The organism is Hahella sp. NBU794, from assembly GCF_050749805.1.
Lineage (GTDB): Bacteria > Pseudomonadota > Gammaproteobacteria > Pseudomonadales > Oleiphilaceae > Hahella.
In genome coordinates, this window is the sequence record NZ_CP192738.1 from 3,614,955 (window position 1) to 3,635,920 (window position 20,966).

The 20,966-nt window shown below is 58.9% G+C and carries 8 protein-coding genes; 1 reads left to right on the forward strand and 7 read right to left on the reverse strand.

Going from position 1 to position 20,966, the window contains the following annotated elements; translation table 11 throughout:
• Window positions 1–258 precede the first annotated feature (258 nt).
• Complete coding sequence (locus tag ACQYWX_RS16055) at window positions 259–531, forward strand: hypothetical protein (RefSeq protein WP_431685513.1); 273 nt, start codon at window positions 259–261, stop codon at window positions 529–531.
• A gap of 103 nt (window positions 532–634) precedes the next feature.
• Here ACQYWX_RS16055 and ACQYWX_RS16060 read toward each other — a convergent pair whose 3' ends face one another.
• The 7 genes from ACQYWX_RS16060 to ACQYWX_RS16090 form a co-directional block, all read right to left on the reverse strand.
• The gene (locus ACQYWX_RS16060) at window positions 635–1,879 is read right to left on the reverse strand and encodes an MFS transporter (RefSeq protein WP_431685514.1); all 1,245 of its coding nucleotides are present in this window, start codon (window positions 1,877–1,879) and stop codon (window positions 635–637) included.
• Between the two features lie 119 nt (window positions 1,880–1,998).
• Window positions 1,999–5,133 carry an alpha/beta fold hydrolase gene (locus ACQYWX_RS16065; protein ID WP_431685515.1) on the reverse strand — a complete coding sequence of 1,045 codons (3,135 nt, stop codon included), beginning with the start codon at window positions 5,131–5,133 and terminating at the stop codon, window positions 1,999–2,001.
• Window positions 5,123–12,178, reverse strand: a complete 7,056-nt coding sequence (locus ACQYWX_RS16070) for an SDR family NAD(P)-dependent oxidoreductase (RefSeq protein ID WP_431685516.1) — start codon at window positions 12,176–12,178, stop codon at window positions 5,123–5,125. Before ACQYWX_RS16070 ends, ACQYWX_RS16065 begins: the two co-directional genes overlap by 11 nt.
• A gap of 120 nt (window positions 12,179–12,298) precedes the next feature.
• Window positions 12,299–12,853: an isochorismatase family protein gene (locus ACQYWX_RS16075; protein WP_431685517.1), complete on the reverse strand. Its 555-nt coding sequence runs from the start codon at window positions 12,851–12,853 to the stop codon at window positions 12,299–12,301.
• 12 nt (window positions 12,854–12,865) lie between these two features.
• Window positions 12,866–14,284, reverse strand: coding sequence for an FAD-dependent oxidoreductase (locus ACQYWX_RS16080; RefSeq protein ID WP_431685518.1), 1,419 nt, complete (start codon window positions 14,282–14,284; stop codon window positions 12,866–12,868).
• Between the two features lie 18 nt (window positions 14,285–14,302).
• On the reverse strand, window positions 14,303–15,184 hold the full coding sequence (locus ACQYWX_RS16085) for an ACP S-malonyltransferase (RefSeq protein WP_431685519.1): 882 nt from the start codon (window positions 15,182–15,184) through the stop codon (window positions 14,303–14,305).
• Window positions 15,185–15,244: 60 nt separating this feature from the next.
• Complete coding sequence (locus tag ACQYWX_RS16090; protein ID WP_431685520.1) at window positions 15,245–20,956, reverse strand: SDR family NAD(P)-dependent oxidoreductase; 5,712 nt, start codon at window positions 20,954–20,956, stop codon at window positions 15,245–15,247.
• Between the last annotated feature and the right edge of the window lie 10 nt (window positions 20,957–20,966).

Genomic DNA, 20,966 nt, shown 5'->3' on the forward strand with positions numbered 1-20,966 from the left:
GAACATTAACATAAGTTCACAGTCAATCCATTAGGGCAATGTTTATAACCCATACGGGATAACGATGAATGAAGAATTATCCGAATTAATATGCAACTTAATCTGCATCAACAATGATAGGTTTTCATGTTTTAATTATGCGTCTTGCAACCTGTTTCGTATGATCCCACAGTCCTGCTGACAGGCCCTGCAAGCCTGATTTAGGCTATTCAGCGACATAGCGACATAGCGACATAATATAGAAAGGGAGAGCTTTTCGTGTCAGAACTCATTAGTGAAAAGAAGAAATTCGACGAAACCTGGGAAAAGGAAGCGCTCAAGGCTTTTTCTCGTCTGTTTTCATCCCAGCAAATAACGGAGTTTGATCAGGCTTTGTTCGGCGATCAATTTGATAACTTTCGTCAGGGAATGAGCGTCATGTTTCCTGATTCGGATGATATTAATTTTAAAAGAATAAGGTCCAACAGATTAAAGCTTCTCGGTTATAGCTGGCAGGCGGATATAAAGACATGGATCAAAGTGTCGGGTTGATTACATCATGATGCATAAGCCGCCTGCTTTTCGTTTAAACAACCCGACAATCAGGCAGCGAGATTCAAACGCTGACCGTTGACGGGACAGCGTTGTTTATTGACTAATCCGCGTATTTCACCTGCCGCGCCAGACTCAATTGTTCTTTACAGCAAACCAGAATCGCCAGGCAGACGCAGAGCAGCGCGGAGACGATGGGGGCGCTGACGCTGATATTGGCTACAAAGCCAAAGGCGAAGCCGGAGAATCCTGCGCTGAAGGCGGCGATGGCGGCGGCCATTCCCATGATGGAGCCTTGCCTGCTCGCATCGACGCTCATGGATAACTGCGCCATCAAGCCGCTGTATGACAGGCCAAAGCCCACCGCACCCAATACCGCCAGCAGATACAGCACATAGGGATGGGTGTTAAGCAGAGTTCCGCCGATGCAAAGCGCCATCAGCGCCAACGCCAGTCCAACCATGCCAAGCGGCTTCAGCATTTTCATGGCGGCGCCCACCAGAAACAGGAAAGCCGCCGCCAGACCAAAGCCGACCCAGGAGACGAAACTGCTCACCTCCTGCTGGCCGAAACCGAGCCCGCCAGTCAGATACAGACCGATAAACTGGAAGAAGGTATTCCAGCCCACCAGCATCAACAGCAGGAGCAAGGCGTAAGTGCGGATATCCTTGATTCTGACTGCGTCTAGCAGGTTCGCAATGGGATTGGGCAGCGTCATCGCGCGGCTGTCGGCGTCCGCTTGCTGGTCCTGAAACACCAGCAGCAGGATCAGCAAGTTCACCACGGACAGCGCCGCCACAAAGATAAAAGGCGTCTGCAGATTGAACCAGGGAACTAGCGCAGGATCGCTCAGATAACCACCGATCAACGGGCCGACGACATAACCCAGGGAGACAAAGAACATGATGTAGCCAATGTACCTGGCCCGTTGTTTCTCCTCAGTGACATCGATAATGGAGGCCTGGGCGACGGGCAGACTGCCGGAAAAGAAACCGCCAATAAGCCGCCCGGTCATGAACAGCCACAGGCTCTTGAACGCCAGGGCGAGCGCCAGCAAGACATAGCTCATCGCCAGACCGCTGAGACACAGCAACAGCGTCTTCTTCCTACCCAGGCCATCAGACAAAGCGCCCAGCAAGGGCGCGCCAAAAAACATGGCGATGGAGAACGCACCCAGCGCCACGCCGTATACGCCGTTGCGGAAACCTTCCGATCCTTCGCTGATCAGCCCGGCCACGGGATCGTGGGCGATGGGCGTCAACATGGGAATAATCAGGCTGGCGCCCAGATTATCAATGAAGATAACCAGATAAATGCCGATTAAACTCAACATCCTTATGTTTGTCATAAAACCTCTCGTACTGGAGCGCCCTGCAAGGACGCCCTTTATTTTTCCCATTATTTGCTATTTGATTTGGCGCTTTATTGGCTTCTTAATCCTGGTCACTGCGCCGAAACGTCTTCGCCTTAACCGATAACCTCCCCATTGAGAAAGCGGAGTAATTGCGTATTAAAAAACCGGCTCGCAGTCAGGGGGATAAAATGTCCGTGTCCCTTCACGACCAGTTCGGCGGCTTGAGGAATGCGGCGTAACTGATCGAATGTGGCTTCATCGATAACGCAGTCGTTTTGTCCGTGCGTCAACAACACCGGCATGGCGATCCCGCCAAGGCGCGCATTGACGTCGAAGCGCATCAGCGCGTCGTAGTAATAGCGCAGCACGCTCATTGGCGCGCCAGCGCCCAGACTGGCGACAATATCCTCCGCGCCGTCAAACACGATCTCCAGCATGTCGCGATGCGCCTTCAGTTCATCATGCAGGTCCAGCGTGTTGCCGAATACGTCCTCGCCGAAGCTCGGCGCGGTGCTGATCAGGGTCAGCGAACGCACTAGATCCGGGTGATGAATGGCGATCAGACAGGACAGGCAGCCCCCCAGAGACCAGCCCACCAGATCGACAGCGCCGCTGTTTAACTCCTGTTGAATAAAAAACGCCATGTCTTCCGCCAGTCTCTCTAGCGAGAAAGCGGCGGCGTCGAAAGGACAGTCCTTGTGGCCGGGATAGATCGGAATTAACACCCGTCGCCCGGACTGAGTCAGGGCGTTGATCTGCTGTGTCCAGGCCTCTGCGCTGGTGTTCAGAGGCGGCGCCAGGATAACGGGCCGCCCTTCCCCATAGCTCAGCCATTGCGCCATGGGGCCGGAAGCGGTCGGAGACGCGCTTTCTTTCGGCGCTTCCGTTATCACTTTCTCCTCCACGACAGCCGCGCTATCAACTCCTGACGCAGCAATGGCGGCGGCGAGATCCGCCAGGGTTGCATACTTGAACAAGTCGTGAGCCTGCAATCCGGGGCCGCGCTGTTGATAGGGGGCCAGCAGTTTCAGGGCGGACAGGGAGTCCAGCCCCAGATCTTCAATTAAGACGTCCCTGGGCAGCTCATCCGGCGCAAACCCCAGCAGGTCTGACACCGCGGCGCGCAGCTCTTCTACTATCGCTTCGGTGGAAAGCGCCGAATCAGCCTGGGTGGACACAGAAGCGTCGGCAACTTGCTCGTCTTCCCGGTCATCAATCCAATAACGCTTGCCGTCAAACGGATATGCCGGCGCGTTGACGTCTGGATTCAGTGAGACGACCGCGTCCAATCGCCGCCGCACTTCCCCCTGCTCCCCCGACCGCCACAGCGTCATCAGGGCCAGTTTTTCCGTCGACAGGGTAAGTTCACGCACGGCCAAAGGCGCATTTCGCAACGCTTCTCCTGCGTCCAACTCCTGCGTCAGTTGCGCCAGTGCGGATAGCAAATCTGACTTATTCGCGGCGATAACAACGCAGTGCTGTCCATAGCGGGGGCGGCGCAACAGCAATTGGCTGAGGTCATAAAGCGCAACCTCGGCCATTGTCCCGACTACCTGACGAAGCCCCGCGATACTGGCGATCAGGCTGTGGCGACTCTGCGCCGAGAGGCAAAACGGCAGCGCCTCCCCTGTCCAGCGGTCATTCGATTCCCGCCTTACAGAGGGCATTTTTTGTAGTAATACGTGGCCATTGGAGCCAGTAAAACCAAAGGCGCTGACTGCGCACAAGGTTTTATCCTGCGGCCATGGCTGGGGGTCAAAATTCATGCGAAAGCCGGCGAAATCGATCAGCGCATTGGTTTTGCGCAGAGGCGGAAACGGCGGAATCGTCTCGTGCCTGAAACTCAGCAGCACCTTGATGACGCCGGCGAGCCCGGAGCACACCAGAGTGTGGCCGATAATCGGCTTCACCGCGCCTAATAGACAGTCGTAGTCCTTGCCGCTGTGTTTGAAAGCCTCGGTCAATCCGCGCATCTCAATAGGATCGCCCAAATGGGTGCCGGTGCCGTGGGTCTCCACATAAGCCAGCCGCTCGACATCCACCTCGTGACGACGATAGAGGTCGCGGATCAGCTTGCTTTGCGACAGGGCGTTGGGAGCCATTAAACCGTTGCTTTTGCCGTCATGATTCAAGCCCGTCGCGACAATCGCGCCGTAGACGCGCAGCCCCCGCGCCTTGGCTTCTCCGTAGCGCATCAGGATAACTGAGGCGCATCCTTCCGCTGGCGTGAAACCGTCCGCATCGTCGCTGAACGCCGCACAGCGCCCACTCGGCGACGACATGTTGGAGCGTTGCGCAAACTCAAACAGCTCCGGCGTGCTGAACACGGACGCCGCCGCCACGATCGCCGCGCCGCAATGGCCCGCCTGAATATTGAGGCAGGCTTCATGCAAGGCGCTCAGCGAAGAGGAGCAGGCGGTATCAAGGGTCAGCGACGGCCCGTTAAAGTCATAGAAATAGGAGATCCTGCCGGACAGGGTCGAGGTGGCATTGCCAAGAAAGCTGTGGGTGCTGAACGCCTGTTCAGGACGTCCCGCCACCACGAATTTATAGTCGCCGGGAAGACTGACTGCGAATACGCCGCAGTGCAGCTCCCGTAGTTCGTCCAATCCCAGGTAGCTGTCGTCAATGGCGTGCTGCGCGGACTGCATCAACAGGCGTTGCTGCGGGTCCATGCATTTGGCTTCATTGGGAGAGATTTTGAAAAAGCCCGCGTCGAAGTGATCGTAGTCGGGCAGAAAACCTCCCACAAACTCCCCTGCTCCCTGACAAGGCCAACGCTCTGTCGCCGCGAGTTGGGAAGTCCCCTGCATGATCGCCCGCCAATATTCATCCAGGCCGTCGCAACCGGCGAACTGGGCCGCCATGCCCACGACGACAATGGCGTCATCCTGGATAATGGCGTCATCCTGGATGTCGTCTTGCGGATCTTCGCCCCGGGCCTCATGTGTGGCCTCACTCGATAGGCCCGCCTGCGTGGCCTCATTCAATGGCTCCAATGCCCCTGTTTGCGGCTTGTCCGCCAGCGCCTTGCTGACGCGCACAGCGAGCCCGTCGATGCTGATGCACTCGTAGATATCCGTCGGCGTCATCGCAGTATCGAAATGGCGGTTGATCAGCTTGCTCAGTTGCGCCGCCAGAATGGAGTCCACGCCGAGGGAGGCGACTTCCGTCGCCGTCTCAATATCGCCTGGGTCCGCCAATAGAGCCTCTGCAAACAGCGCGACAAGGCGCTCTTTAACTTCCATGATTCACCTCTTTCATCGCGGCGCTGTCCGCCGCCTGTTCAAACCAATAAGGCTTCGTATCGAAGACATATCCGGGCAAATGCAAACGACGATAATCGCCGTCCGCAAACAAGGGCGTCCAATCAATCAGAGCGCCCTGTTGATATTGCGCCTGAGCCTCCCGTATCACGGTCGTCCAGTCGCTTTGCGACAGGTCCGGCGTCCAGTGCGAAGTTTTGCCTGCGCACTTTTGCTGATGGGCGGCGTCAGTTCCGCGAATCTGCTCCGCCAGATCCGCAGTGGAGTGCGCGATCCAACTCAGGCGGTAAGGAAACACTTCACGCCCGGTGTTCAGAGTAAAAGCAATGTCCGCCAACCCGTGATCGGAGGTTTGCAGACGTTCCAGTAATTGCGCCGCCATGCCCGCCAGGGAGTACGGCGTTTTGGCGCTGAGGGTCACCAGCCAGCAAGGCTTCTCCGACCGTTTGACGACCGGCGCAGGCTGACCCTCTGACACAATGACATGCGCATTGGAGCCGCCAAATCCGAACGAACTGATCCCAGCCACCCTCGGGACCGCCGTCTCCCAGGCGCAATTCTCGGTCAACAGGCGGAAGGGGCCTTCGCTGAGGCGAATCATGGGGTTCAGGCGATGGAAATGGATATTCGCCGGCAGTCGCTGATGTTGAAGACACAACAGCACCTTCAGCAGCGACGCAATGCCCGCCGCAGGCTCCAGGTGACCGATATTGGATTTCACCGCCCCCAACGCAATGCTCTCCTCGCGCCGGTTCGGGGCCAGCGCCCGGAACGCCTGATGCAGGGCGTCAATTTCAATGGGATCGCCCAGTTGTGTGCCGGTGCCATGGGTCTCGATGTAACTGACCCGCTGCGCCAGTTCCGGCGTGTAAGCCTTCTGCAACAGCGCTGACTGCGCCTGTGGATTTGGCGCAGTCAACGAGTTTGCGCGCCCGCCGTGGTTTTCCGCAGAGGCTTCAATCACCCCGTAAATGCTGTCGCCATCCCGTTGCGCATCCGCCAGACGCTTGATCACCACACACCCTACGCCTTCCGCCCGTACATAGCCGTTGGCGCTGTCGTCAAAGGTCGCACAGCGGTAGTCAGGGGAAAGCACGCCCATGCTTTGCGCCGCGTCGCTGATGGCGGGGTCGATCAGCAGACTCACCGCGCCTACCAAGGCCACATCGCATTCGTTGCGCTGCAATGACATCACTCCGCGATTCACCGCCACCAGCGCGCTGGAGCAGGCGGTGTCGATGGTCTGGCTGGGTCCATTAAAGTTGAGCAGATACGACACCCGGTTAGCCAGCATGGCGTGGGCGTTGCCGGTGGCGGCGTATGGGTGCGAGCTTTGCCCCCAAGTCTGCAGCAGGGTCTGGTAATCGTTGAACTGCACCCCGGCGAACACGCCTACATTACTCAGTAATGCCGGCGCGTACCCGGCGTCGGTCAGGGCGTTATAGCTGGTCTGCAAAAACAGACGGTGTTGCGGGTCCATCAACATTGCTTCGCGGGCGGACAAACCGAAGAAGCGGGCGTCAAAACGCTCGATATCGTCAATGGTTCCTGCGTAATAGGATTTTTCTCCCCAACGCGCCACAGGGCGGATAGCGCTGCGGTTTTCCGTCAACAGCTCCCAGAATGCGTCCAGATCCGCCGCCCCCGGCAGGACGCCGCTCATGCCAATGATGGCGAAGCGTTGCTCTGATAATGTCTCCTCGGAATGCGCTTCTGAGGACATCTGCTTTGTCGGCGCAACAACGCCTGTTTGGGAAGACTCGCCGGACAATGCCGTTTCAGTCTGCGCAGCAGCGCCGTCCGATTCGTTGGCGTCCGCCAGCGTGGCGCCCTGTTGCTGCAGATATTCCGCCAGTCGCTGGATGTTGTTGTAGCTGAACAAGGCGTTAGGCGGAACCTGAGCGCCAAAGGTCTTGCCAATATCCTGCGCCAGGGTCTGCATCATGACGGAATTCAGACCCAGGTCGCCCCAGCTCTTGTCCGCGCTGATATCCTCCTCCGAAAGTTTGGTTAAGACTTGCACCAGACGAGTCAGTCCCGCCCGGATCTGCGCTTCGGAAGCGGTCTGTGAGACATTTTGACTGGCGTTTTTCGCCTGACGTCCGGAGTCCTGTTGCATGGAATCCTGGACTGCAGACGAGGTAAAACGCTCGCGAATCTTCTCCTGATCACCCACCAGCCCCATGACCTGGTCATACTGATCGGCGACGCCGTTGATCCAGGTGATGAAAAGCCCTGCGCCCTGAGCCAGCGTCAACGGAACAAACCCGTAATGACGCCGCAGATAATCCGCCAGAGAGCGATACTGATCCATCAGGTTTTCGCTATCCTGATCATCGATCCACAGAGGCCAGTTGATGGACAGCGTATGGCCCTTGCGCGCCCCTTGCTTGACCGAACGATTGCGCTCCGCCGCAAACTCGTCAAGGAAACGATTGGCGGCGACATAATCGCACTGCCCCACGTTGCCCATGATGCTGGACATGGAAGAAAACAGGCAGAAGAAATCCAGTTCCAGATGGGCTGTGCAGCGATCCAGTTGCCGGGTTCCTTCCACCTTCGCCGCCATGACCGCGGAAAAGTCCGCCAGCGACTTGTTCTGCACCTGGGCGTCTTTTAATACGCCCGCGGACTGTATAACGCCATTTAAGCGACCGTACTTTTGCAGGACCTCGGCAATCAGCCGCTCCGCCTGAACCGGGTCGGCGATATCCGCCCGCAGGTAACTGATTTCGCCTTGCGGCCATTGCTGCAACCAGGCTTCCCGCTCTGGCGACAGGGCGGATCGTCCGACCAGAATCACTTTGGCGTTGTAGTCCGCGTGCAGACGTTGGGCGATTTCTCTGCCGATCATGCCCATGCCGCCGCTGATCAGATACACGCCATCCTGACGCAAACGCGTTCCTTGAGCCGGATCAATGCAGGTCAGGCTACGCTCACTTTGTTCACCTTCCCGGCGTTCCACTTCCTTGAATTCGTCCCCGGTTTCGGCCTGTTCCGCCAACAGCCAGCGCCAGTCCTCCAATTCCCAGGAACCAGCGGGTTTGGCGATCTGCGCCTGTCTGTAACGAACCGGGGTATTTTCCAGCGCCAGCACTCTGAAAACCCCGCCCATGGCGATGTTCTCCGGGGTCTGTCGGCTATCGTTGACGTTCAATATCACGCAGGGGCGCGAACAGGCCTGCATCGCCTTCGCCAGGTTCAGCGCCGACGCGTCGCTCCAGGAGACGTTACCGTTAATCCAATAAATCTCTTGCTGATTCAGTTCATGGGCGATGTAATCCAGCGCCTGGGTGAAATCCTCCAGGTGATCAGGCCGCAGGGTCAGGACGTCGTGTTGGAAACTCAACGCCGTTCCTGGACTGACGCGCAGAACCTGTGCGCCGTCGATCATCGGCGGCAACGCCTGCTCTGACGGCGCCATCACCGCCACCAGCGGGATTGGCTTCGACAATGCTGGAGGGTCCCTGTGTCGCCATACCGGCGTCAACAATACCGCGGGCGTCGAGTCCGGCGTCGGCGCTAAAGTTGGCGCGACGGGTTGAACAGGATTAATCGCCGCCGAAACGACTTCCGCCTGCAGCGTCGGCGCCCAGTAAACATCACGGGCGAACGGATACTTAGGAGCCCCTCGCAGCAGGGATTTCACTGGAAAGCTGCCGGCGAAGTCCACGCTGTCCCCTTGCAGGTAGGCGCGCATTAACGATGCAAATGCCCCGCTCGTCGGCCTGTTCGTTTCGGGCGTATCTACGCCTTCCAGTCTGCCAATCAATGCGGGGACTGACGCCACGACATAACACTCCCGCTCGGCGTGGTGTTGTCGGGCGCAACACAGGGTGTAGCTCAGACTGTATAAGCTGACTTGCGGTTGATCGCGCAAATACGCCGCCAGTTGCTGTTTCACCCGTCGCAGGCCGCTGCGATTGGGCGCCGACAAGGCGATAAGAGACTCCGATTGCGCCGGTATGGTTCCGGCGGACTCACTCGCAAGATATTGCTGCAGAATAACGTGTCCGTTAGCGCCCCCTGCTCCAAACGAGCTGAGCCCGGCGAAGCGGGTGGCCGCTCCCGCCAAAGGCCAGGGCTGCTTTTCCCGCACCAGTTGAAAGCGGGTTTGTTCGATATTCAGATAGGGATTCTCAATGGCGCAATGCAGCGTGGGAGCAAGCTGTTCATGGGCGAACTGCTGGACCACCTTGAAGAGTCCCGCCATCGCGGCGGCGGACTCCAGATGCCCGATATTGCTTTTCACCGAGCCGAGGTAACAAGGCGCGCCCGCACCCTCCAGATCAGCGCCGTATGCGTTTTGCAACGCCTGCAGTTCAATAGGGTCGCCCAGGCTGGTGCCGGTGCCGTGGGCCTCGATGTAGTTAACCTGGGCGGGATTCACGCCGGACTTACGCAAAGCGTCCTGAATCACCCGTTGTTGCGCCCGCGCTGACGGAACCGTAAAGCTGCTGGTTTTGCCGCCGGAATTAATCGCCGTGGCGCGTACGATGGCGTAAATCACGTCCTGATCGCGTATGGCGTCAGCGACAGTCTTCAACACCACTGCCGCCGCGCCTTCGCCGGGAACATAACCGTCCGCCTCCACGCCGAAAGCGTGACAATGTCCGCTGGCGCTGAGGAACTTGCCTTGCGACAGCAGCCGGTATTTGCCCGGGTGCGCCATGATATTCACGCCCCCGGCCAGGGCCATGCGGCACTCGCCCAGACGCAGGCTGTTGCACGCCATATGCAACGCGGTCAGAGATCCCGAGCACATGGTGTCCACGGTCAGGCTGGGGCCTTGCAGATCGAATGCATAAGACACGCGATTGGCGATGGCGGCGAAGGAACTGCTCACGACCCTGCCGGGGGCGTTCATGTCCTGATAATGGCCGAACATGGCGGCGGCGAACACGCCCACCTCCTGGCTGGGGGAAACAAAGTACCCCGCGTCTTCCAGGGCATGGTAGCTGACTTGCAGAAAACGTCTTTCCTGCGGATCAAGCAGCTCAGCGTCCACCGGCGCAATGTTGAAAAAAGCCGGATCGAACTCCGCGACGCCCGACATAAAACCGCCATGACGGCCATAGGCGGCGTCCGCCTGCGCCGCGGAGGCGGAGTAATCCCGCCGCCAATCCCAGCGATCTTGCGGGATGACGCGCACCGCGTCTTCGCCGTCCGCCAGAGACCGCCAGAACGCTTCCGGCGTCGCGCCATTGGGGAACTCCCCCGCCATGCCGATGATGGCGATGTCGTCGTCCCGATAAGCGTCCGTCGAGAGTTTGGGTTGGTTGGTCAACGTTGGTGTAGCGCCGCCGCCATGAGGTTTGACATGCTCAGAGTTAGCTTCTTTGGCGTCAGACGTTTTGTCTGTGGCGGCGATTTGCGCTTGTTCGGCAGGTGCTGTTTCCGCTTGCCGGGACGCCGCAGCGCCGTCCGTGTCCGCCAGACAGGCGCATAGCAGCGGCTGCGCCCGCTCCATCAAATGCTCCGCCAGTTGCCTGATGGTGGAGCACTCAAACAAGATAGCGCGGCTGAGTTTGAACTCGCATTGAGGCGACAACTGCGCCGCAATGTCCGTGCTGATCTGAATGCTGGCGACGCTGTCGAGGCCTTTGTCCAGCAGGTTGTCATCATCCTTCAGCGTTTTCAGCCCGCTATGGCGACGGACGATTGCTTTCAGCCAACGGCGCGTTTTTTCTTCCAATGCGCCCTGATCCATTGTCGATACAGGAGAGTCTGCGGACGCCTGAGATTGCGTCTCGCTCGCCGGCACCACAATGTCCGCGCGCAACGCCCCCATTCCTTCCGCCGCGCCTTCATAGATAACCAAATGGCGTTCTCCCGCGGCCAGGGCGGACAGCATGCGTTCACAGGCCGGCTGCGGCTCCATGGGGCGCAGCGCTGATTCGTCCGTCATTTGCATGCCCTGGGAGCGCCACAGGCCCCAGGCGAAACTGTACCAGTTGGGTAGCTGCTCCGACGCCAGTTCGACGAACTCATTGGCCGCCCCATAGGCGCATTGCCCCACATTGCCGATGGTCGCGGTCAGGGAACTGAAGTTGACCACGTACTGCGGCCGGTAGTCCTGCTGCAACGCCGCCAGATTCAACACCACGCCGACTTTGGCGAGCAGCGTCCTGTGCAGGCGCTCCGCATTCAGGTTGTGAAACAGACAGTCGTCCAGGGTTCCGGCCAGGTTAAACACCGCCTTGATAGCGCCGAATCCCTGCTCGATATGGGTGAAAGCCGCTTTCAGCACGCCATAGTCCGTGGCGTCGACGCGCAGGTAGCTTCTCACGCCATACGCCTTCAAGGTCTGCGTTAATTCGGCGTCAGGCGCTTTACGGCCCAATACGAAGACATTCAGACGACGGGAGGATTGCAGTACGCGGATCAGTTCCTGACCCACGCCGCCGGCGCCGCCGATCAGCACGATATTGTCGCCATGATTGAACGGGACGCCTCCGGCGTCACCCTGTCCGGCGGCGATCCAGGATTCTAAAGACAGGCCGGTCTCGTCAAAACACAGGCGGCGTCCCGGCCAGGCTAGCGCAGCGGCAATACGACCAGATAAAGAAGCGCCAATGGGTCCCGAGGGAATCCGTGCGGAAGTGAAAACACAACGGGGCATTTCCAGACAGGCGGAGCGCGCCAGCCCGTCGAATAACGCGGTGAGCGCATCTTCCTGAGCATGAAATGACAGCAGATGCATTGGACGGTTTTGCGCGAATACCCAGCGCAGCAGCTCAAGGCTGCGACGACTGCAGGACATCCAGCTCGCCTGAGTCAGCGACGCCAGGGGCTGATTGCGACCGACAATGACTGCAACGACGTCCCGACCGCCGTCGATGCCAGCCAGCTCCGCCCGCATCGCCGCCTCATCCGCAACCTGATCCAGGCGCAGAACCGCCGCGCCCATATGGCGTGCAGCCTCCGCCGCCTCGGCGCTGTCCGTCGCCACCAGCACTCGCTCCGCCTGAATTTCGCCGTAGGGAGGCGCGGCGACCTCCGTCAATTGCCGTTTTAATATTTCCATTCAAACACCACTGTAAATATGCGTTGAGTCTTCCGTGTTGCTGCGCCGAAGCCTTCTACAGCCAAACCATCCCCATAGCGCCGCCAGCGACGCTATGTTTTCGCCCACAGCCAGGCGCGATTAACGAATGTAGCGCCCATCCAGATATTTCATCGCCAGATCCAGATAATTGGGGTATTCGGAATGCCGGATCAGCTCGAAGAAGAACATTTCCCGGGTGATCAGTTGCACGCCGTTTTGCTCAAGACGTCGCAGCGCCGCCTGATGGTCGGTTTGCGAGCGCGCTGAGCAGGTGTCCGCCAGCAGAAAGACTTCTTTGCCCTGGGCTTTCAAACGCAGCGCGGATTGCAGGATGCAGACGTGGGTTTCCGCCCCCGCCAGCACGTAATGGTCGCGTCTGGCGGCTTCCACAGAATGGGCGACGGCCTGTTCCTGCATGAAATCGAAGTGGGTTTTCTCCAAATATTCCGCTTCTTTGGCCACTTCGGTCAGAGACTGCGACAGCTTGCCGAGCTTCTTGTGCTCGATGATCTGGGTAGGAACCTGCAGATCGCAACACATGTCAGCCAGCCAGCGGCAGTCGTTCAATAACTGGGTGCCGTTTTGCAGCAGCGGAATCAGTTCCAACTGCATATTGAAAATAACCACAGACGCTTTTTCTTTTTGTAACAACATTATCCGACTCCTTTAAACCATTAAGTCCTTGATGAATTTGTGAGATTGTTCTTTGTGCAGGGATAGCGCCTTGGCCACCTTGAAGATCGCGTCGCCGACCCAGGAGGCGAATTTTTCCCCCGGCTTGTTGACGCCCATGATTTCCTTGATGACTTTGAACTGTACGTAGGCCAGCGTGTTGTCCCGATAGGGATAGGCGGCGCCCAGCCGATCCGCGATCACCATCGCCGAGACAATGGCGCCTTCGTGCCCGGTCAGGCTGGTGTCTGTGCCGCAGAACCAAAGATTATTGACGCCCTGAATCTCTTTGATGCGGGTCTTGCGATAGAAGTCCACGGGCCTGAGCTTGGGCAGCTTCCACGACCTTTCGCAGGCAATGCGCTCTGGCCTGATCTCCGCCTTTGGATCGAACGTGACCAACAGCGGCTTGTCCACGCCCCGGTATGGCGGCAGCACGTTGTTGACCCGGGTCAGCGTGCCGAATTGCGCCTCCGGCGCCGAGATGTCGAAACTGTCCGGCATTTTGAACTGGCAATAGAGCCCCTCTCCCTGAGCGCTGATCCAACGTTCGTCATGATGCAGGTAGCTCTTCACGGGAACATGTTCGAAGCCGCCTAAAATCTCCTGATAGACGGTTTCCGTGGCGCCCAGCATGGAGAGCGTCACATCCGCGTGGGTGGCGAATATCACCTGGTCGAAGCGCTGGCTTTTCCCGTTGAACTCCACGGTGACGCCCGAAGCGGACGGAGTGACGCGCTGTACCGGCGTACTCAATTTCACCCGATCGCCCAGTTCCTGCTCGATGCGTTTCAGGTAGCCGTTTATCCCCCCCTTGGCCTTGCGCCAGTAGCCCGGCGAAAAGAACGACAACAGATTCATGTTGAAGGAAATGGCGACGTACATCAGCGTGTAGTCCAGGGACGGCGCGTTACAGCCGGAATAGACCGTCATCAACGGCGCCAGCGCCTGATGTTTGAACGCCTCCGAATAACCGTTTGCGTCCAGATACTGGCCGATGCTCATTTTCTTGTAGCGCTCGTCCCCGGAACTCAGCACGGCGGCCATGTCCAGATGAAAGCGGTCAAATTCCTGCAGCAGCTCTTCGCCCAACTCACCTTTGCCGTTGAGATTGTTCCAGAATCGCCCTTCCCCGGGAAAATCCACATGCATGGTCAGCGGCGCCACATAACTGTCGACGCCGAAATGCGTCAACAATGCGCACAAGTTAGGAGACAGGCGCTCGTTGAAATACTCCACGCCCATGTCGATATACTGCGTTCCCGTCTCGGTTTCGACAGGATGACTGTAGGCGTGGCCGCCCAGATAGTCGGCGGCTTCGAACAAGGTGACCTGATTGTCTTTACTGAGCAGCCACGCGGCCATTGCGCCGGCGCCGCCCCCGCCGATCACGGCGATGTTGCTTCCTTTCATTTTGATTACCTCTATGGGTTAAGCCTGTGCGTGCGTCGCAACCGCATGCTGAATTTTTCCCTGCAGATTGGTAAGCACCCGTCCCGGCCCCAGTTCGACAAAACGCGCCTGCGGGTAGCGCCGCAACAGGCTCTGAATGGTCAGCGACCAGCGCACGGGTTTTACCAGCTGAAACGCCATTTCCTCGATGAGATGCTCGCCGCCTATGGCGCCGCCGCTGGTGCTGGAAATCATGGTTTTCTGCGGCGCTTTCAACTCAAGGCCCAGCAAAAAGTCGGTGAACTGCACCCGGCAGGGCTCCATATAACGAGAATGAAACGCCCCACTGACCGGCAACGGCACACAGCGAAGCCCCTCCTTTTCCAGCAGCGGAGATAGCCGCCGTATGCGCTCTTCCTGGCCGCTCAACACCACCTGGCCCGGCGCGTTATCATTCGCCACATCGACATCAAAACAATCGAGCTGAATCAGCTTTTCTCTTAACCTGTCGGCGCTGACGCCCAACACCGCCAACATGCCGCCGCCACGGATGGCCTGCATCAGCTCTCCGCGTTTGGCGACGATGCGAAGCCCGGTCATCAGATCGAACACTCCTGCTGCGAACAGCGCCGGAAACAGCCCCAGGCTATGCCCGAGCAGGCGCCCGTCAAATGAGTCATGAAAGCGGCGGCCGGACTGACTCAGGTAGTCCAGGTAGGTCAGGCAGCACACAAAGTACAGCGCCGGCTGCGTATAGGCGGTCTGATTCAAACGCCCTTCCCGATCATGCAGACACAGGTCGACGAGGGAATAACCCAGGACCGCTTCCGCCTCCTGGCGCTGCGTCAGGTAGCGCTCGAACAAATCTTTTCCCATGCCCGGATGCTGCGATCCCTGGCCGGGAAACATCAGTATTTCCATGATTTCAACACTTCCATCATTGTGATTTATCAGGCGGTTTCACTGCCGTTTGGAGCGGCCTCAGCTAAGGTCAAACACTTCAAATCGAGGCTCCGGCCGCACCTGTCGGGGGCGCGTATCGACCTCGTCTTCCGCGTGCGGACGCACCACGACGGACACCATGTCTTCCAGCATGATCAGCACCTCTCCCCGCCTGTCGGTGAAGTAGAAATCAAAGCGTCTGGCTTTGCTGGGCTGGGCAGTGGTTTTCTCCAGGCAATAGCCGTACACCGCTTCGTTGTCCGGCAGCCGGTTCACCACCAGACGCCCCAGGTGATAAGGCATAAAGACCGCCGTTTCGCCATCGCCGCTGCTCTCTGCCGCGCCCGCCGGCGCCAGAATCGCCAGTTGCAGGCCAGCGTCCAGCAGCGCCGGAGACACCAATTGCCCCCAGTCGTGGTCGACCTGTAGAAACGCCCTGACCAGACCCGGTCTGATCTGCGCCCAGCGAATGCCCTGCAGGGGCGCGCCATAGTCATAACCGCGTTGCTGGAATTCCCCATAGATTTCCGCCTGAGAGCGGCGGGGAGCGTTATCTATGTCTATCGCCTGCAATGGGCTTTCCCTGCCCAGGCGCGCCAATACGGTCGAGATATGTTGTGGAGCGTTCTCGTCGCGGGTCCGCTCCGCGCTGCAATACTCGGTGAAGCCGCCGCGTCCGACGAAAAGCGTGCGACCGCCCTCCTCGATCACCTCCACGTTGTGGGGGTCAGTGATCATGTCTTTCCACATAATGTTGGCGAAGCCGCCGTCATCGGCGCGTTCACACAGGGTCGACAAGGTCCAGGCGGCGGGCGCCATGGCGCGGCCGTTGATGCGGTGCGCCTGCGTCAACGAGTGGAAGCCCTTGAAGTTGGATTCAACCGAGTCAATCCAGTGACGATGGCGAATGAACACATACTCCGGGACCGCCGCCAGCCGGCGCTGCGGATAGAAGTCGCGCCAGGGCAAATCGTTTCCGGCTTCATACATGGCGGCGACGTTTTCAGCATTATCGGTGGTCAGACGTTGTGGGGACGCCTGTGGCGCTTGTCCCGATGTCCCTTTCCGTGACGCGACGTCTGTCATTTGCAGATCCCGTCCCAGTTGTTGAATCAGATCAGCCTGATCGCTACACACCAGCGCCCGGCGGAAGCGCTCGTGATCCCGCGCGCAGGCCAGCGTGTACGCCAGCGCATCCATATCCACCGGCCCCTTCTGCAACCAATCGCGCAGGCCGTCCAGGGTCTGTTGCAGTCCCGCGCTGCTGTGATGGGACACCGGAATGACATAAATCTCTCGCCTGGTTGCGCCTTGTGCGGTGTCGGTGATCATCCCCGGGGAAGCTAGCGCCTGCGCCACGCCCTGTATCACCACATGGGCGTTGCCGCCGCCGGCGCCGAAAGAACTGATGGCGGAAACTCTGGGGGCCGCCGCGTCCCATTCTCTCCGCTCTCTGTTCAGCAGGAACGGAGTCTGAGTGAAATCCAGATGGGGATTGAGCTGCTCAGCGTGCAGTGAGGGAACCCACTCGCCGTGGTGCATTTGCAGAACGGCCTTTAGCACGCCGCAAAGTCCCGCCGCCGATTCCAGGTGGCCCACGTTCGACTTCACCGAGCCCAGACGAATACTCTGGGGCGCGGCCGCCCCGTAGCTTTTGCTTAACGCGCGCAGTTCAATGGGGTCGCCCAGCTCCGTACCAGTGCCATGCGCCTCCACATAGCCCACCTCTTGTGGGCTTACGCTGGCGGCTCGCAGCGCTTTGCCGATCAGCGCCGCCTGAGCCTCAGGATTAGGCGCGGTATAGCCGTTGGAGCGACCGCCGGCGTTGATGGCGGAGCCCTTGATGAAGGCGTACACGCGATCATTATCGCGAATGGCGTCCTCCGCCCGTTTCATCACCAGGCAGATCACGCCTTCGCCATCCACAAAACCGTCCGCATTGGCGCCGAATGGCTTGCACTGTTCGCTGCGGGACAGCATGTGCAGGCCGCACAGTTGCTCGTAATGACGTGGATGAGTAATGAGATTCACGCCGCCCACTACCGCCTGTTCGCAGTCGCCGTTTTTCAGCGCCTGACAGGCCAGATGCAATGCGGTGAGCGAGGCGGAGCACGCCGTATCCACCGCCATGCTGGGGCCGCGCCAGTCAAAAAAGTAGGACGCGCGATTCGCCATCGACCAGAACAAAGAGGTCGCTGGCGCTGTGGACGTTTCTACCGGGGTGTGCCAGGCGTAATCGCCGTTCATCACCCCCACGAACACCGCCGTGTCGCTGCCCGCCCATTGTTTGCGGGTATAACCCGCGTCCAGCATTGAGCGGTAAGTCTGCTCCAGCATAATCCGCTCTTGCGGGTCCATTCTGGCGGCTTCGTTGGGCGTCAGATTGAAAAACACATGATCGAAGGCGTCTACGTCGTCAATAAATGCGCCGCGATTGGTGTAGCTGCCGCGGCCATTAAGAGGAGCGTCCGTGAGGAATCCTTCCTGCTTCCAGCGTTCCGCCGGAATCACATCGGTGCAGTCGCGCCCCTGGCGCAGATTCTCCCAAAAACGCCCCACATCCCGCGCCTTCGGCAATCGCGCCGACATGCCGATAATGGCGATATCGCCGGGACGCCATAGCGATTTTTCTGGCGCGTCAGAGGGTGGCTGCGCATCCCGTTCAGGTTCATCGACACTACGGTTGCCTGCATGCTGGCCTGTCTCAGAAGACAGGTTTGGCGTGCTATCGGGTGTGGCCTCGTCTGAGGACGAAGTCGCCACCGTGGTCGCCAGATATTCCGCCAGCTGGCGCAGGCTGGGATATTCAAACAGCACCGTGGCGGGCAGATAGCCGAATATTTCCTTCAATGGACGAATCAGCTCCAGCGAAATAATGGAATCGACGCCGTATTCCTGAAACGGCGTATCCGCCTCCACATCCTCCGGCTCCATCATCATGGTGTCCGCAATGACCGTGCGAACCTGGTTCATGATTTCCGCCAAACTGTCCCGGCTCGGCAGCGTATCCTCCACCACTGGGGCCGCAGTCGGCGCTGCGCTCGACTCCCCTTCACGCCAGGCCAGCCCGGAGGTCAATATATGCTCCGCCAGCTGTCGGATAGTGGGATACTCGAACAGGATGGTGGCGGGCAAATATCCCGTTTTCTCTTTGATCGGCTTCAACAGCTCCATAGAGATCAACGAGTCGACGCCCATTTCACTGAAAGGCATATCGCGCTCGATTTCACTGGGATCAAATTGCAGCACCTCGGCGATAACCTGCTGCAAAAACGCTTCAATAGACGCCTGACTGGCGACCCCAACCTGAGACGTAGTTTGCGCCGCCTCACTGTCATGAGACGACTCGATGGGGACAGCTTCCGCCTGGGGCGCAGTGTTTTCGGACACAGCGCCTTGCTGCGCGTCGGCTCCGGCGAAGCCGACGATAACCTGCTGATCTTCGCCGCCATGGGCGTCCACGCCCTGGAACCCCGCCTGCACAATCAAACGCCGCCAGCTATCGCCGGACAGCAAAGGACTGTTGGGAATGCGATACGCGTCCTGACTCAGCCACCAGCCGTCCGTCAGGCCGAAGGTCAACGTCGCGTAATCCTGGCAGGAAGTGATTTCGTTGAGCACGAATACGCCGTCGTCACGCAGCAGGCGACGCACCTGGCGCAAGGTTTCCGGCAGGTCCGAGGTGGCGTGGATGACGTTGGTGGCGATGACCACATCAAAGAGTTCTTCGAACGCAGGCGGCTTCTCGATATTGCAGATTTTGTATTCCACAAAGGGATAGTCAGCGAACCGGCGTCTGGCTTTGTTCAAAAACGCGAAAGACAGATCAGTAAAGGTGTAGCTAACATGGTCCGGGGCCAGTTCCGGCAGCACAAACTGGGTGGTGCTGCCGGTGCCGGCGCCGATTTCGATAATGCGCAGAGGGCGTCCCGCGCGGGCCTTTTGCAAGTTGGCGACGATCCTCGCCACGACCTGGTTAAAGTAATCCGCAATGGGATTGTCCCGGTATACCGGTTCAACCAGCTCAAAGCCGCCATCGGGGAAAATCACGCTCAGCGGGTTGGTCTCCCCGCGCAAAATAGCGGGCAGATTCTCAATACATTGATCCAGCAGGCGGATATGCCCTTGCAGCTCTGGATAACGGCGTATTACTTCCTCGCGTTGCGGGGAATGTCCCGCCCTGATGCTACGGAGCGCCGCCGCCAGCTTGCCGAACTTCGGCGCAATGGTTTCCGGCATGGACGTTTGGCTCAAGCGCCAGCGCGCATAATCCTGCAAGGCGGCTGACATCGCCTCGTTGCGGGCGACTAACGGGTCCTGCGTGCGATACGCCGGGATCAAGTTGGCGTCGGAGCCGCTTGCGGGCGTTGTATTTTGATTTATTACATGAGGCGTAATATGCAGGCGTTTCAACGCCAGATCTGACGCCTTCACCACCGTAATTTGCCTGCCCTCCGTCACCAGAAAACGTTCAATAACGGCGAGGCCCTCTTCCACTTCGATAGAGCCGATTTGCAGCTTTTTCATGCGCTCGCGATAGTGCTCCGAGGCCACGACGCCCACCGAGCCCCAAAAGCCCCAGTTGATGACCTTGCTGTTGATCATCAGTCCGTTGTGCAATAAATCCGCAAAGGCGTCTTTGGCCACGCAGGCGGCGGTGTAGTTGCCCTGACCCGGATTGGCGATATAGGACTGAATGGAAGAGAAAAACAGGCAGAAATCCAGCGTCCGTCCCTTCAGCGCCCGAGCGAGATTGTAGGCGCCGTGAACCTTCGGCCGCAGCACATTGAACAGGGTCTGCTCAGACATCGCCGCCAGGGAGGCGTCCTCCAGCACCAGAGCGGAATGCACCACGCCATGAATCACGGCGTACTGGTCCAACACGGCCTGCAATGCAGTGCGGTCGCTGAGATCGACAGAGTGATAATGCGCCTCGGCGGCGCCCAGATCGCGCAGCCGCATCAGCAGGTCGTTCGCCTCAGACCGACGTCCGAGGATAACCAGTTTCGCCTGATAGCGGGCGGCCAGATATTCCGCCAGCTTGCCGCCCAACCCGCCGGCGCCGCCGAGAATCACATAGGTTCCCTGCTGACGAAAAGCGGATTGCGCCGGCCATGGACTCAATGTCGTCGGCTGCATCTCGGCGACGCCGTAGCGTCCGTCTGCGATACAGACCGGCGTTCCGGGGTGCGTCGGAAGCGATGCGCACAACAGGTCCTGCAGTGCGTCCGCCGTCAGCTTTTGCAGCGAGAAACTGCGCACGGTCCATTCCGGACGCTCCTTGGCCAGCGTCTGCGCCAGCCCTACGTAGACGCCGTCCACAGGATGGGTGACGCTCTCAAACAATGGACTGGCGACGGCTTTGTCCGTGAATACGTCCAGCTTGACTGCAGGCTTGTCGCCCAGCGCTTTCAGCAGATGGAAAAAGGCGCTGACGTCTTCATCCGGCACGGCGGCGCGCCAGGGAGTACGGGTTACGAAACATAGACGCAAAGCAGCGGAGCCCGCGACGGCCCGCGCCAGATCATCGATGGACTGAGGGGTTAGCAGACGCACGTCAGCCTGGGGCAAACGGTCAGCGATTTCCTGGCGCAACGCCGCTTGCGACAGTGGAACAATAATGATCCGGGGCTCCTTTTCTTGCTCCGTCTCTTGCTCCGCCGTGGACACCGCCGGTAAAGGCAGAATTTTCCATGCGGGAGAAAATACCAGCGAATCGATAGCCGTTTGAGAAATTCCGGCAAACTCCATATCCCTCATA

Coding starts and splice junctions, on each gene's coding strand:
- ACQYWX_RS16060 (WP_431685514.1), bottom strand. CDS start 1,879: ATGACAAACATAAGGATGTTGAGTTTAATCGGCATTTATCTGGTTATC.
- ACQYWX_RS16065 (WP_431685515.1), bottom strand. CDS start 5,133: ATGGAAGTTAAAGAGCGCCTTGTCGCGCTGTTTGCAGAGGCTCTATTG.
- ACQYWX_RS16070 (WP_431685516.1), bottom strand. CDS start 12,178: ATGGAAATATTAAAACGGCAATTGACGGAGGTCGCCGCGCCTCCCTAC.
- ACQYWX_RS16075 (WP_431685517.1), bottom strand. CDS start 12,853: ATGTTGTTACAAAAAGAAAAAGCGTCTGTGGTTATTTTCAATATGCAG.
- ACQYWX_RS16080 (WP_431685518.1), bottom strand. CDS start 14,284: ATGAAAGGAAGCAACATCGCCGTGATCGGCGGGGGCGGCGCCGGCGCA.
- ACQYWX_RS16085 (WP_431685519.1), bottom strand. CDS start 15,184: ATGGAAATACTGATGTTTCCCGGCCAGGGATCGCAGCATCCGGGCATG.
- ACQYWX_RS16090 (WP_431685520.1), bottom strand. CDS start 20,956: ATGGAGTTTGCCGGAATTTCTCAAACGGCTATCGATTCGCTGGTATTT.